At 62.2% G+C, this 14,186-nt stretch carries 9 protein-coding genes; 4 read left to right on the top strand and 5 right to left on the bottom strand.

Annotated features, from left to right (window positions below; all coding sequences use genetic code 11):
* Window positions 1-19 precede the first annotated feature (19 nt).
* From AACH73_RS08760 to AACH73_RS08750, 3 genes are all read left to right on the top strand, one after another.
* On the top strand, window positions 20-943 hold the full coding sequence (locus AACH73_RS08760) for an ROK family protein (RefSeq protein ID WP_338734586.1): 924 nt from the start codon (window positions 20-22) through the stop codon (window positions 941-943).
* Between the two features lie 15 nt (window positions 944-958).
* Window positions 959-2,428 (top strand): carboxylesterase family protein, encoded by a 1,470-nt coding sequence (locus AACH73_RS08755; RefSeq protein WP_338734585.1) that lies wholly within the window; start codon window positions 959-961, stop codon window positions 2,426-2,428.
* 193 nt (window positions 2,429-2,621) lie between these two features.
* Entirely contained in the window at window positions 2,622-3,119 is a 498-nt protein-coding gene (locus AACH73_RS08750) for a hypothetical protein (protein ID WP_272741502.1), read from the top strand.
* 40 nt (window positions 3,120-3,159) lie between these two features.
* On the opposite strand, the gene AACH73_RS08745 is transcribed toward AACH73_RS08750, so the two are convergent.
* From AACH73_RS08745 to AACH73_RS08725, 5 genes are all read right to left on the bottom strand, one after another.
* Window positions 3,160-4,392 (bottom strand): ROK family transcriptional regulator, encoded by a 1,233-nt coding sequence (locus tag AACH73_RS08745; RefSeq protein ID WP_338734584.1) that lies wholly within the window; start codon window positions 4,390-4,392, stop codon window positions 3,160-3,162.
* Window positions 4,393-4,659: 267 nt separating this feature from the next.
* Window positions 4,660-5,634, bottom strand: coding sequence for a hypothetical protein (locus AACH73_RS08740; protein ID WP_338734583.1), 975 nt, complete (start codon window positions 5,632-5,634; stop codon window positions 4,660-4,662).
* Window positions 5,635-5,754: 120 nt separating this feature from the next.
* Window positions 5,755-6,690: an alpha-E domain-containing protein gene (locus AACH73_RS08735; RefSeq protein ID WP_272741499.1), complete on the bottom strand. Its 936-nt coding sequence runs from the start codon at window positions 6,688-6,690 to the stop codon at window positions 5,755-5,757.
* Window positions 6,691-6,915: 225 nt separating this feature from the next.
* A complete protein-coding gene (locus AACH73_RS08730) occupies window positions 6,916-8,373 on the bottom strand; it encodes a circularly permuted type 2 ATP-grasp protein (RefSeq protein ID WP_272741498.1) in 1,458 nt (485 codons plus the stop codon).
* A gap of 188 nt (window positions 8,374-8,561) precedes the next feature.
* Window positions 8,562-10,487, bottom strand: coding sequence for a class II glutamine amidotransferase (locus tag AACH73_RS08725; protein ID WP_338734582.1), 1,926 nt, complete (start codon window positions 10,485-10,487; stop codon window positions 8,562-8,564).
* Between the two features lie 369 nt (window positions 10,488-10,856).
* On the opposite strand from AACH73_RS08725, the gene AACH73_RS08720 reads away from it, so the two are divergent.
* Window positions 10,857-14,156: a transglutaminase family protein gene (locus tag AACH73_RS08720; protein ID WP_338734581.1), complete on the top strand. Its 3,300-nt coding sequence runs from the start codon at window positions 10,857-10,859 to the stop codon at window positions 14,154-14,156.
* The last annotated feature ends 30 nt before the right edge of the window (window positions 14,157-14,186 follow it).

Here is a 14,186-nt window from a genome sequence, read left to right as displayed (position 1 = left end):
AACTCCGGAAGGCAGACCTATGCTGTATATTGGCGTGGATTTTGGCGGCACCAAGATCGAAGCGGCGGCCTTATCCGACCGCGGAGACGTTCTGGCCCGCTGGCGTGAGCCCAATCCCGGCGATTACGATGCAGCCCTTCATCTCGTTAAAAATCTGATCGCGCGGGTCGAAGCCGAAGCGCGACAAACCCACCCTGATTTAGCCGATGTGCCCGCCAGCATCGGTATTGGCTCGCCCGGTTCGGTATCGCCGCGCACGGGCTTGATGCGCAATTCCAACTCCCTTTATCTGAACGGTCGCACCTTCCGCGAAGACCTTGAGGCCACTCTGGGCCGACCGGTGCGTCTGGCCAATGATGCCAACTGTCTGGCCCTGTCCGAAGCGATTGACGGGGCCGCCGCCGGGGCGTCCAGCGTCTTTGCTATCATCGTCGGTACGGGCTGCGGCGGGGGGCTGGTCGTCAACGGAAAACTGGTCAACGGGGCCAATGGCATTGCCGGCGAATGGGGCCACATGCCCCTGCCGTGGCCACAGTCCGCCGAATATCCCGGTCCCAAATGCTGGTGCGGTCAGCACGGCTGCCTCGAAACCTGGGTCTCAGGCACGGGCTTTGCGCGCGATTTTCAGCAGACGACGGGCCGCGACCTGAGGGGCGAAGAGATCATCACCGCCATGCGCAACGGCGATGCCGAAGCCAGGGCGGCCTTTCAGGCCCTGCTGTCGCGACTGGGGCGCGGCATGGCGGCCATCGTCAATATTCTCGATCCCGACATCTTCGTTTTCGGCGGAGGCCTGTCCAATGTGCCGGAAATCTATGACTCCTTGCCGGGCCTGATCCGGCCCTATGTCTTTTCCGACGGCTGGGACGCCAAACTGGCCCCGGCGCGCTGGGGCGACTCTTCGGGCGTGCGCGGTGCCGCCTATCTGTGGAAACAAGGCTAAACGGGTGAGGCGGGCATGAAACGGATAATGTTCGCCATCGGCCTGTTACTGGCGACGCCCGCCCGGGCGCAGGACGTCCCGCTTGTCCATCTGCCGCAGGGCGATCTGCGCGGTCAGACGCAGGACGGTATCAGCCGCTTCAAGGCCATTCCCTTTGCCGCGCCACCGGTTGCCGAGGCCCGCTGGACCGCCCCGCGCCCGCCGCAGCCGTGGACGGGTGTGCGCGACGCCACCGAGAGCGCGCCCGCGTGCGCACAGGTGTCCTATGGCTGGAACGATAAGGCCGCGCAGAGGGCGTCCGAAGACTGCCTCTATCTGGAAGTCGCCACCCCGGCCCTGAAACCTGCACATCCCCTTCCGGTCATGGTCTTTATCCATGGCGGGGGCAATCGCGCCGGTGACGGCGGCGGCACCATCTATTCGGCCCTGCCGTCGCAGGGTGTGGTGCTGGTGTCTATCCAGTACCGTCTCGGCGTATTCGGGTTCCTGTCGCATCCGGCCCTCAGCGCCGAACAGGGTGGGGCGTCGAGCAACTATGCCCTGATGGATCAGATCGCGGCCCTGACATGGGTGCGCGACCATATTGCGGCCTTTGGCGGCGACCCCGGCAATGTCACCCTGTTCGGCCACAGTGCAGGGGCGCAGGATGTGGGGCTGCTGCTGGCGGCCCCAAAGGCGCGCGGCCTGTTTCATAAGGCGATCCTGCAATCGGGGACACCGCAATTCGGCCTGCCGCCGCGCACCCTGACGCAGAACGAAGCGCTGGGGACCACTTTGGCCAAGGGCTTCAGCGGCGCAAAGCCCGACAGCGCTGCCGCCCTGAGCGACCTGCGTCACGCCCCGGCCAGCGCCTTGCTGACGGCAGCGGAAAAGCTCGACTCCCCCATCGACGACGACAGCTTCATCTGGCTTCAGCCCACGGTCGATGGCCGTGTCCTGCCGCGTGCCCCCGAAGAGGTATTCCGCGCCGGGGAGGGCGCGAAGATCCCCGTCATTATCGGCGTGTCGGCGCGCGAACTGGGGCTTTATGGCGATGTCGCCACCCGCATCCGTGAGGCCTTCGGGCCCCATGGCGAAGCGGCCATCAACATCTACAAAAAAGGCCCCGATCCGGTCACGGGCCCGCCCGACCTGACTCTGGCCACCGACCTCGCTTTCCGCTGCCCGGCCGACTGGCTGGCGCGGCAGCGCACGGCAAAGGGCGGGCAGGTCTGGCTTTATCAGCTTGAGGTCAATCGCCCGGCGGATCAGCCGGTGCATCACGGCTCTGAACTGACCTTTGTGTTTAACCGCAGGCCGGCCGGTGAGGGAGCGGGCTGGCCCGATCTGGGCGCGCGATGGGTCCGCTTCGCGCGTGAGGGCACGCCCGGTGACGACTGGCCGACCTATGGGTCCAAGGCCCGCAGCCTGCGCTTCACCGCTGCCGGGCCACAGGCGGCCATGGCCTTGCGGGGGCCTCTGTGCGGGTGGCTGGATCGCCCCTGAAACGGTTTGAGTACGCGTAACACCGAGGGGCATTGAAAATGCTCCTGATCTGACTTTCGCATACCGAAACGTGTGAAGCGGTTTTCGGGTTCAAATGCGCGGCATAAAAATGAGAACCGGGTTTCGCGTCCCTGCGAACGAACCCCGGCTCTGAAAAGACCGGAAGATCCGGCGTATTGATGAGGAGGACACGATGAAAGAACTGACACGCAAAGGGTTTCTGGCCGGTGGGCTGGCCCTTCTGGCCGCCGGGGCCGCACGGGCGCAAAAAGGCCCGATGCTGGCCTATGCCGACGGTCTGAAAGAGGGCTGGTGGATCGGCGGATGGGCCAAACAGACCCCGGCAGTGCCGCTGGAGGATCAGAAGCCGGTGGAAATCACCATGGCCGCCTGGAACGTCTTTACCTTCCAGACCTGGCAGAAGCTGAACGGCGCGGACTTCAAGACCCTGACCCTGCTGGTGCATGGCGGCCCAAAGGGCAAGCAGGAATTTACCCTGCGCCTGAGACTGGGGGAAAAGGCCTATGAAAGCCAGGTGACTCTGAAAGGCCTGAAGGGGAAGTGGGCGCGCTACGATGTGCCGTTCAAGGACCTCAAAATCAAGGACGGTCAGTTCGATACGATCGAACTGCGCAACGCCTCGGCGGAAACGCTTGAACCCTTCTACGTCAACTACGTGATTCTGCAATAACAGGCATGGCCGAAGAGGCTGAGCCTCTTTACGCCGGAAATCACGCCGACTTCATGAGCGCTTCTCGGATCGGCAGGAAGCGCTCATTGAACGGCAATATGCCCGCCCCGCAGGCACAGGCGTCGATGGCCAGGGCCGCCCGGCGCACGGGCGCTACCGGCGGCAAACGGCGATCCGACAGCCGGGCATAGAGGCTGTTCAGTCGCGCGCACAGGCCGTCGATGATCGCCGCCGGCATACGTCCGCCAATGAAGTGCGCTTCGGGATTGAGGGCGCAGTTGAGCGTCAGGAACGGCATATAGAGGTGCTGTGCCGCCTCATCGAGCCAGCTATCGACGACGGCCTGGGCCTGCGGCGACAGGCTTTCCAGATCGGCGGGCACGCAGGTGCGGATTCCGTGGCGCGCCAGACGCTCATAGAGGGCATAGAGGGAAACGACATCCTGAAGCGTCGTCTCGCTCTGCGCATCACTGCCGATGGGCAGGAAGCCAATTTCGCCGGAGCGGCCATCGGCCCCACGGAAATAGTGGCCGTTGATGACCAGCCCTCCGCCCAGACCGGCGGAGATCAGCGTGTAGATGAAGGAGCGCGATTGCATGCCGTGCCCGAACTGCATCTCGCCAATGGCGGCGGCCGCCGCGTCGTTTTCCAGCACGACCGGTGCGTCGATCAGACCGGCAAACAGGGCCTGCACGTCGATTTCCGACCACACCTCATAGGCTTCGGGGCGGTGGGGCAGGCGGACCCGACCCAGATCGTCGGGCATACCTATGCCCATGCCGATCAGGCGGTCGAAGTCGATCAGCCGCTTGCGCCGCAGGATGTCCAGGGTTTCGGCTACAAAGGCGCGCACCTCGTCCGGCATGGCGAAATGCACTTCGCGGCTGGTGCGAAAACGCACCTGGCCTACAAAGTCGAGCGCCACGATGGTGATGTGGTCGCGGTCGATATTGAGACCGATCGAGAAGGCACCGTCCGGATTGACGATCAGTTGGGTCGCGGGCTGACCCCGCCCGCCCGTCAGGCGTCCCGCCTTGAGCACAAGCCCTTCGTTGAGCAGACGGCGGGTAATGTTGGCAATGGCCGGGGCGGTCAGGTTGGTGATATCAGCCAGATCGGCCCGCGTGATGGGACCGCGCGCACGGATGGCCTGAAGCGTGACCCGCTGATTGTGGTCACCGGCGCGTTCCAGATTGGTTCCGGACAGCCCCTCCTCAGAGGCCGGGGTCCGGGCGGCCATGCGAAGATCAATTGGGAACGCTTCCAAGGTCATATGCTCGTTTCCGTAAGGCGCTGAGTCGCCCGGCGGCCGTCCTGCGGCGAATATCAAACAGAATCCCCCCACCAGATCGGCAAGCCGTCGCTTCCCAAGCCCTGTTCCGGAACCGATGGCGTCAAAGACAGGCTGTATTGGGTTGCCCCAATACGGCTGCCCCGTCAGCGATGAGGATCCTTCGGTGGTCCTATACAGGTTAGGCTGCTTCCGGCCGTCTTACAAGACGTTATGTCATACCTATTCTTGCCCGGAGACGGAGATAGGTCAGGCCGGGGTTTCGCTTAGCACCCAGTTTTCGCGATGGAGGCGGCGCTCGTCGCCCTGACCGATATCGCGGACAGACTGACACTCGGCGCGGCCGACCAGACCGGTATGCAGGCTGATGCGATAGCGGCAGGTAGTGCCGATATCGAGACGAATATCCCCGACCGGCACCGGGGCTTTTTTGCGCACCCGGGCCGTGCGCGCCGCCGTCTGCTCAAGAGTCGGGCGGATCTGGCGGGCGTAGGCGTCCAGCGCTTCGCGCGTCGGGCCGGATTCATAAAGGACTTCGGCCTGTCCGGCGGCCTCGTCCCACGCCGTCAGCGTCAGGGTTTCCCGCGCGCTGATCGTGCCGCCGAACGGGCCGTTGATCCGCGAATCCAGCCGGTAGGGGTTGTTAAGACTGAGGCCCAGATTGTGCGGAATGGCCAGAAGCGCGTCTTCGGGCAGGAACTGCTCGGCCGCCGTTTCTGCGGTCATGGGGCCATAGAGGGCATCGAAGGCATCGCCTTCGCGGGCATTGATCGCCCCGGTGCGGCGCATGGCGGCCTTAAGCCGGTTGCGAAGCTGCGGCCAGTTTTCGAGCCGCAGCGGCGTCAGGCTGACATCGGCAATATAGGTGATATCGCTGATGCTGGCGGCGGCCTGCATCACCTTTTCCAGCTCCAGCCGGTCCGTATCCGTCTCCGCGCCTTCGACGCGAAAATCATTTTTCAGACGGCTTTTGACGACGCGAAAGCCGTCCGGGTGGCGGGAAATCTGACTGAGATATTCCGCATTGAGTCGTGTCGTGACCACCTTGCCATCGGTTTCGGTCTGGGTGGTGCGCGTCAGGGTCTGCTTCACAGCGCCCCCTGCCGGCAGGGTGAGGCGAAGCTGGTAATATTCGACCTGAACCGGTGCCGCCGGTGTTTCTGCCCACGCCGTCGCCGCCATGCCACCGGCAATGCAGGCTGCGATGACAACCGCCCTGATCATGGTTCGCCCTTCCTGTTTTCAGGAACACACCCTTTAAATACGGTGTTTATGGCGCGACTTTGGGTCAACTCTGTGACGATCAAATCCGCCCAGAGGTCATTTGCCATGACCCTGAGGGGATCAGTCCTTGAAGAAGGTTTCGTACACGGACTGATCCAGCCGGTTCAGACCCAGCTGATATTCGTCGATGAACTCATGCAGGCCCGAGGCGATGAGGGCGGTGGCGTCGGCCTCCATCAGGCGGGTGCGCAGGGCCTTCATATCGTTGAGCGCGGCGCAGTGCGGCTTTTTCTCACAGATGGCCTCCATGCACACGGTGGCATAGTCCAGCGAGAAGCGCACCGAGCGCGGGAACAGCCTGGAGAACAGCAGGAACTGCGTCACGTCGCGGTAATTGATCGAATGGTATTCCTGCCGGTACATTTCCAGCGCATTGACCGATTTCAGCACCGCGCCCCACTGCACATTGTCATAGGGGCTATCGACCTGCTCTCCACGCGGCAAAAGCAGAAAGTATTTCACATCCAGCAGGCGCGCCGTCTTGTCCGCGCGCTCCAGCAACTGACCCATGCGAGCAAAGTGCCAGCCGTCGCCGCGCGACATGGCGTTGATCATCATGCCGGCAAAGTGGGTCCCCGACTGACGCACCTCGGTATAGTAGGCTTGCAGTGCCTCGACCGAGCGTTTGCGGCTGTGGGCCTGCGTCAGGTGGTAAAGCTCGTTGATTTTTTCCCATACTTCGACCGGGATCACTTCGCGCACCGTGCGGGCGTTTTCGCGCGCCCGGTAGATGGAGGACAGGATGGAGTTGGGATTCCTGTCGTCAAAGGTCAGAAAGCGCACGATGGATTTCTCATCGGCGGTGGCGTAGCGCTTGTTGAAATCCTCATCGTCGCCGGAGGTGGCGATCAGCGGATACCACTGCGTCTCCTCGACGCTCAGACCCAGATCGAGCATCAGGTGGGTATTGACGTCGATGAAGCGCGCGACGTTTTCCGCGCGCTCCAGATAACGCGACATCCAGTAGATTGAGTTGGCAACGCGGCTTAACATCATGCGGAATGTCCTGAACGGCGGTGGCCGCGGCTGCCACGGCAGTCTGTCGAATGGGCAAGGCGGAGCGGTATCATATCGTGTATTCCCCCACTTGTGGCGGAGGTGGCTCGGCGAAGCCGAGATGGTGGGGGGCTATGGATGCGGCACAAGGCCCCCACCACCCCGCCCTTCGGGCGCGGTCCACCTCCCCAGCAAGATGGGGAGGTATGGACTTTGGCAGAGCCTTCATTCCGCGACTCCGTAATAGTTCTCTTCGCCAAGCACCCAGGTGTCCTTCGACCCGCCGCCCTGAGACGAGTTAACAACCAGCGAGCCTTTTTTGAGCGCCACGCGCGTCAGGCCGCCAGGCAGGGTGAAGACCTCTTCGCCAAACAGCGAATAGGGGCGAAAATCGACGTGGCGGCCTTCGATCCCGTTGCCGATCAGGGTGGGGGCGCGCGACAAGGACAGGGTGGGCTGGGCGATATAGTCGCGCGGCCGGGCGCGTATCTTTTCGGCAAATTCCTTCTGCTCGGCCTTGGTGCTCTTGGGGCCGATCAGCATACCGTAACCGCCCGACAGGTTCACCGCCTTGACCACCAGCTTGTCGAGATTGGCCAGCACGTAGTCGCGTTCCTTATCGTCCTCGCAGATATAGGTGGGCACATTCTGTGCGAGGGCCTCTTCCCCCAGATAGTATTTCACGATCTTGGGCACGTAGGCATAGACGGCCTTGTCGTCGGCAATGCCGGTGCCGGGGGCGTTGGCCAGCGCCACCTTACCCTTCCGATAGGCGTTCATGATGCCGGGGACGCCCAGCAGCGAATCCTTGCGGAAGACCTGCGGGTCGATGAACTCATCATCAATGCGGCGATAGATAACATCGACCTGTTTCAGCCCTTGCGTGGTGCGCATATAGACGGTATCGCCCTCAACCACGAGGTCGGAATTCTGGCACAGGGGCACGCCCATCTGCTGCGCCAGATAGGCGTGCTCGAAATAGGCGGAATTGTAGATGCCGGGCGTAAGCACGACGATATTCGGCTCATCCTTGCCTTCGGGGGCGATGAATTTCAGAGTCTTATAGAGATGGTCGCCATAGTTGGAGACAGGGCGCACCTTCAGGGTCTGAAACGCCTTGGGCAGGATGCGCTTTTGCACGGCGCGGTTTTCCAGCACGTAGGAGATGCCCGACGGGCAGCGCAGATTGTCTTCCAGCACGTAGAATTCGCCGTCGCCATCGCGCACAAAATCGGTGCCTGAAATATGAGTCCACACGCCTTTCGGCGGCGACAGGCCCTCACAGGGCTTGAGGTAGCAGGCTGAGGAAAAGATCAGTTCGGCCGGGATCACCTTGTCCTTGAGAATCTTCTGATCGTTATAGATGTCCTGAATGAACAGGTTGAGGGCGCGGATACGCTGATTAATGCCGCGCTCCAGCTTGTCCCAGTCCGCCGCCGACACAAGGCGCGGAATGATATCAAACGGCAGGATTTTTTCGGTGCCCTTCTTGTCGCCATAGACGTTGAAGGTGTTGCCCGACTGATAAAGGATGTCTTCGGCCTGTTTCTGGCGGCGTTTCAGGTCGGCCCGGCTGAGCGCGTCCAGCTGCTCGACCAGGCCCGCGGCGGCCGCATGAGGCACGCCGTCGCTGGCGAACAGCTCGTCGAAAAACCCTTCGGTTTTATAGGATTCCAGACTCACGCGGGTGCCTCCCCAAAGCGAATAAACTCAAAAAAATACGCGTACTTTCAGACCTTTTTCCGATGCCCGTCAGCGCATCGTTACATAAAAAATCGAAAAATGCTGACGGGCCGGCCTCAGGCATTTTCACCGTCTTTTTCCACTTGAAAGTACCGCAGACGAAGCCAAGGGCACTCTCAAGTGAGTTATCATAGATAGACCTCGTTCATCGTCACCTGCACGCGCAACTCCTCCTTGCCGCCGCCGCGATAGATGGTGCCGGAGGTTGGCGTCGCATCGAGATAGTTGCGCCCACACGCCACACGCACATGGTCCTGCGACACGAGGCAGCCATTGGTCGGATCGAAGCCGCGCCAGCCGATATAGGGGATATAGACCTCGGCCCAGGCGTGGCTGGCGTCGGACTGAATCTTGTTCTCGTAATTGGCCCCGGTAAAGATGTAGCCCATGCGATAGCGCGCCGGGATGCCGAGAAGCCGCGCCAGCGTGATGAACAGGTTGGCGAAGTCCTGACAGACGCCCTTACGATTGGCATAGACATCAAAAGGCGTGGTCGAAAACGAGGTCGACCCGGGCACGTACTGATAGTCGCGGTATATGGTCAGGTTGATGTCGTTCAGCGTGTCCATGACGTGACCGGCATTGCGCTCGGAGAAGGCGCGCGCATAGAGCAGCAGTTCGGCAATCTGGGTTTCCGGCATTTCGAGCAGCAGCAAATAGGGCTCCATCACCTGAAGCTGCCACGGCATCCACGAAATGGGGAAGCGCGCCTGACGCTGTGCCGGGCCGTAATCGTCCGGCGCCTGTCCAAAAATCTTTACCAGAGAGCGGCACGAGACGGTCAGTTGCTTGTAGGGCTTGATGATCGAATAGTGGATGTTCTGATTACCGAACACGTCCTCAAAGCGCACATCCTCGCCTTCGGCCGAAATGGTCAGAGTCGAATGGATGACCTCCTGAAGCTGATCTTCGACCGGCAGCAGGCGGAAGGTGTGGGTCGAATGTTCAACGGCCTTCTCATAGGTGTATTCCGTCGAATGCACCACATCATAAAGCCGGTAGGTGAGGGGGCTGCCGTCCGGGGCGTGGGTGACCGAACGGGCATTGATCACGTTCGACTGCACGTGGCTCATGCTGGCCAGCTTGGCGACGATGGAGGCCTGCTGCGACTGGGCCTGCACGCTGGCGAACAGGGCGTTGCGCTCGGTGATCTTCTCCAGCGGCCCGCCCTGAAGGATGGGCGAAGACAGGGCCGACGGGCGGTCCGGCTGCTGCGGCGGCACCGGCAGTTTCGACGGCGCTTCCTTCTTGTTGGTCCAGATGACCGCGCCGCGCCGCGCGATGATCAGTTGCCCGCCCTGCATCGGCGTCCAGTTACCGGAGGCGAACGGCGAGGAGGCGAAGACCACCGCCGTGCGGAAGGTGTCGCGCGGATTGTTGAGCGCGAAGGAGGCGGCGTCCGACTGGAACCCCTCGGTGGCGTGCGGCGGCTTGATGCGGCTGTAATAAAGGCTCGACTGTGACTTGGAGCCGTAGAAGACCGCCACGGTCACGCCATCGGAAATGGCCATGTCGGCGGAACCCAGATCATCCAGTTGCAGGAACCAGCTCAGAAGCACGCTGTGGTCGATGGCCGCCAGCGTGCGCGCGCCGTAATCCTCTATCTTGCCCAACAGGAAGACCAGAGCCAGCTCTGAGTCTGTGCGCCCGAGCGGCTCCAGAAAGATCGACTTGTTGTGGTGTAGTCCCTTGATGGCTTCCTTGTCGAGGTTGCCATTGTGCATGAACACCCAGTCCTGACCGGCAAAGGAGCGGGTAAAGGGCTGGGTTTCCAGATGGGTATAGCCGGTGGCCGCGCCGCGCACCTTGCAGAAGAAGACGGTCGAGCGGAACCCTTCCCAGTCGCTCATCGCCCCTTTGAGCGAGACGGTGTCCTTGGCCGCCGGGTCCTTGGCCACCATTGCGGCCTTGTTATCCGCCGGGTACCATGCCAGACCCCAGCCGAGCGTATGGTCGCCCTTTTGCGGGCCGGTGCGAAACTTCAGGTCGATGAGCGGCGAACTTAAGCCGTCGAAACTAAACGCAAAGATGTCGCTCGAAATATCGCTGAACAACGGGTGGTCCTTCTCGCTCACAGAAAACTAAACGGCCTTGGCCGGGACTTGTCCATATGCCGTGCCGTATCAGAGTTACACATTTTTTTTGTCTTCGTTACAGTTCTGTGACGTGATTTTGTGGGGAAAGCGGACGTAAGCTGACGGATTGAAACGAAGCCTCTCACATCATACCTCCCAGCTAGCTGGGGAGGGGGACCGCACGAGGCGCGAAGCGCGAGATGCGGTGGTGGGGGCCCTCAAGCGGCCCGGCGATTCTGTAGATTACAGGTCGCAGGATATTTACCACCTCTCCCTGCCGGTGCAGGGAGGTGTAAGACTGCCATCTCTCCCTGCCAGAGCAGGGAGGGTGTAAGACTGGATGAGTGAATGACCATACTGACGGCGCTGCATCACGTTACTGACTACCGTTATGAGCGGCCGATCGGCATGGGGCCGCAGGTCATCCGGCTGCGGCCCGCCCCGCATACCCGCGCTCACGTGCAGTCTTACCGGCTGAAAGTCGAGCCGGAAAACCACTTCATCAACTGGCAGCAGGACCCCTTTGGCAACTGGCTGGCACGTATCGTCTTTCCGGACAAGGTGGCGCAGTTTCGCGTTGAGGTCGATTTGGTCCTTGAAATCAAGGTTTTCAATCCGTTCGACTTTTTCCTCGAAGACACGGCGACCCACTATCCGTTCAGCTATGCGGAGTCGCTCAAAGAGGAACTGACGCCCTACTTGGAGATCAAGGAACGCGACGCCCTGCTGATGGAGTTTGTGCGGTCCATGCCGGACCTTAACCCGGCGACGGGCGAAAAGTGGGGGACGGTCGATTTTTTGGTCGCCTTCAATCAGAAGGTCAATGCGCACCTCAACTACACCCTGCGCATGGAGCCGGGGGTACAAACCTCGGCCGAAACCCTGACCCTGCTTCAGGGCTCGTGCCGCGACATGGCATGGCTGGCCTGTCAGGCCCTGCGCCACAAGGGGTTCGCCACGCGCTTTGTCTCTGGCTATTCGATCCAGCTCAAGGCCGATGTCGAATCGCTGGACGGGCCGTCGGGCGTCAGCGAGGATGTCACCGACCTGCACGCCTGGTACGAGGTCTATCTGCCCGGTGCCGGCTGGATCGGGCTTGATCCGACGTCGGGTATGTTCACCGGCGAAGGCCATATCCCGCTCTGCTGCGCCCCCAACCCAACCTCGGCGGCCCCCATCACCGGCGCGCACGAACCGGCGCAGTCGCAGTTCAGCTATGAGATGGGGGTGACGCGCGTCTATGAATCGCGTCGCGTCACCCAACCCTATACGGACGGCGAATGGCAGCGCATCGACGCATTGGGGCATAAGGTCGATAAGGCCCTGACGGCGCAGGATGTGCGCCTGACCATGGGCGGCGAGCCGACCTTCGTGTCGCTGGACGACCGCACAGGCGATGAGTGGCATTTTACGGCCCTGTCTGACACCAAGAAGAAACTGGGTTTCGACCTGTTCAAACGCCTGTCGGCGCGCTTTGCCAAAGGCGCGCTGGCGCAGCACGCACAGGGCAAGTGGTATCCGGGTGAAATCCTGCCGCGCTGGGCGATGAACGCCTTTTGGCGGCTGGACGGTAAGCCCTTCTGGCTCAATGCGGACCTGCTGATCGACCCAGAAGCCGCTGCGCATGAGCCGCAGTTGACGGCGCGCACCTTCCTGCGCACGCTGGCCGGGGCGCTGGGCCTGCACGAAGGCCTCGTCATTGACGCCTATGAGGACATTCCGTACCACCTGTGGAAGGAGCAGCGCCTGCCGCTTGAGGGCGAGATGCTGAAGGCCGATGTCTATGAGGCGACGGAGCGCAAGCGGCTTCAGGCCCTTCTGGACAACGATCTGGGCCAGCCGACCGGTTTCGTCCTGCCCTTGCAGTACTCGGCGCGTTTCGACGGCTGGATGTCGAACCCGTGGCGTTTCCGCACCGAGAAGATGATGCTTTTGCCCGGCAACTCGCCGGTCGGTTTGCGCCTGCCGCTGGGGGCGCTGCCGTTTGTTGATCAGGTTGAGGTAGACGCGCATCTCTTCCCGCCGCGCTCGCCCTTCGCGCCGACCGAGGCCCTGCCGGAGGCGCAGGCTCTTGTGCCGCGCTTTGCCAGGGCTATCGGCACGGTAGGCGATCCGCAACGCTGGGCCGGGCCCAATGGTCTGGTGCGCTCGGCCCTGTGCGCCGAGGTGCGGCACGGTAAGTTGTTTCTCTTCCTGCCGCCGACCGCCTATGCCGAGCACTATTTCGAGCTGATTTCGGCCATCGAAGCGGTGGCTACGCACCTCAAGGTACCGGTGGTCATCGAAGGCTACGGCCCGCCGCGCGACCACCGCATCGAGTCCTTAAGCGTAACGCCCGACCCCGGCGTCATCGAGGTCAATATCCAGCCGGCGCGCGATTGGGACGAGCTGAAAGGCATCATCACTACGGTTTATGAGGAGGCGCGTCTGGCGCGGCTGGTCGCTGACAAGTTCCTGATCGACGGCAAGCGCGTCGCCACGGGTGGTGGCAACCACATCGTCATGGGGGCGCAGAAGCCGGAGGATTCGCCGTTTTTGCGCCGTCCCGACCTGCTGGGCTCGATGATCCGCTTCTGGCAGAACCACCCCAGCCTATCGTACCTGTTTTCGGGTCTGTATATCGGGGCGACCTCTCAGGCGCCGCGCATCGACGAGGCGCGCCACGAGTCGCTCTATGAGCTGGAAATCGCCCTGTCCAACCTGCCCAAGGGCGAGGCGGAACAGGCCCCGTGGCTGGTGGACCGGCTGCTGCGTAACCTGCTGGTCGATCTGACCGGCAATACGCACCGGGCGGAATTCTGCATCGACAAGCTCTATTCGCCGGATTCGGACCGCGGGCGGCTGGGTCTGCTTGAAATGCGCGGCTTTGAGATGTCGCCGCATCCGCAGATGAACCTCATTCAGGCGCTGCTGATTCGCGCCCTGATCGCCGTCTTCTGGAAAAAGCCCTATACGGGGAAGCTGGTGCGCTGGGGCACGCAGTTGCATGACCGCTTTATGCTAGGCCATCAGGTGCGTGAAGATCTCCATGAAGTGCTCGATTTTCTGAAAAGCCACGGCTATGCCTTCAGCCGCGACTGGTTCATTCCCTTCTTCGACTTCCGCTTCCCGTCACTGGGCAGTGTGCAGATCGGCGGCCTGACGCTGGAGTTGCGCGCTGGGCTGGAGCCGTGGCCGGTGATGGGTGAGGAGCCGTCCGGCGGCGGCACGTCGCGCGGCGTCGATTCCTCGGTCGAGCGCATGGAGGTGGTGCTGTCCGGCGCGGTAGGTGATCAGCACGTCGTCACCTGTAATGGCCGTCGCCTGCCGCTGCACCCGACGCGCGACGCCCATATTCAGGTGGCCGGTGTGCGCTATAAGGCCTGGGCCCCGTGGTCGAACCTGCACCCCAACCTGCCCGTCAATACGCCCCTGCAGTTCGATGTGATCGACACGCGGCTGGAACGCTCGGTCGGCGGCTGCCGCTATCACGTCATGCACCCCGGCGGGCGCAATTACGAGCAGTTGCCGCTGAATGAGAACGAGGCTGAGGGGCGCCGCCTGTCGCGCTTTGAGGCCCCAACCCATACGCCGGGCCGCGTGCGCGTGCCGGCCCTGCATATCAACCCGGACTACCCGATGACGCTCGATCTGCGGCGAAAAGACTGAGGCTTCTCACCGCCTCTGTCTGTGCTATGC

The sequence above is a fragment of the Asticcacaulis sp. DW145 genome (genome assembly GCF_037101385.1).
Taxonomy (GTDB): domain Bacteria; phylum Pseudomonadota; class Alphaproteobacteria; order Caulobacterales; family Caulobacteraceae; genus Asticcacaulis; species Asticcacaulis currens.
Note: the sequence above shows the minus strand (reverse complement) of the source record. Positions and strands in the feature narration are given on the sequence as shown.

Excerpts from the sequence above, each read along its gene's own strand:
- AACH73_RS08755 (WP_338734585.1), top strand. The coding sequence starts at position 959 with ATGAAACGGATAATGTTCGCCATCGGCCTGTTACTGGCGACGCCCGCC.
- AACH73_RS08750 (WP_272741502.1), top strand. The coding sequence starts at position 2,622 with ATGAAAGAACTGACACGCAAAGGGTTTCTGGCCGGTGGGCTGGCCCTT.
- AACH73_RS08745 (WP_338734584.1), bottom strand. The coding sequence starts at position 4,392 with ATGACCTTGGAAGCGTTCCCAATTGATCTTCGCATGGCCGCCCGGACC.
- AACH73_RS08760 (WP_338734586.1), top strand. The coding sequence starts at position 20 with ATGCTGTATATTGGCGTGGATTTTGGCGGCACCAAGATCGAAGCGGCG.
- AACH73_RS08740 (WP_338734583.1), bottom strand. The coding sequence starts at position 5,634 with ATGATCAGGGCGGTTGTCATCGCAGCCTGCATTGCCGGTGGCATGGCG.
- AACH73_RS08720 (WP_338734581.1), top strand. The coding sequence starts at position 10,857 with ATGACCATACTGACGGCGCTGCATCACGTTACTGACTACCGTTATGAG.
- AACH73_RS08735 (WP_272741499.1), bottom strand. The coding sequence starts at position 6,690 with ATGATGTTAAGCCGCGTTGCCAACTCAATCTACTGGATGTCGCGTTAT.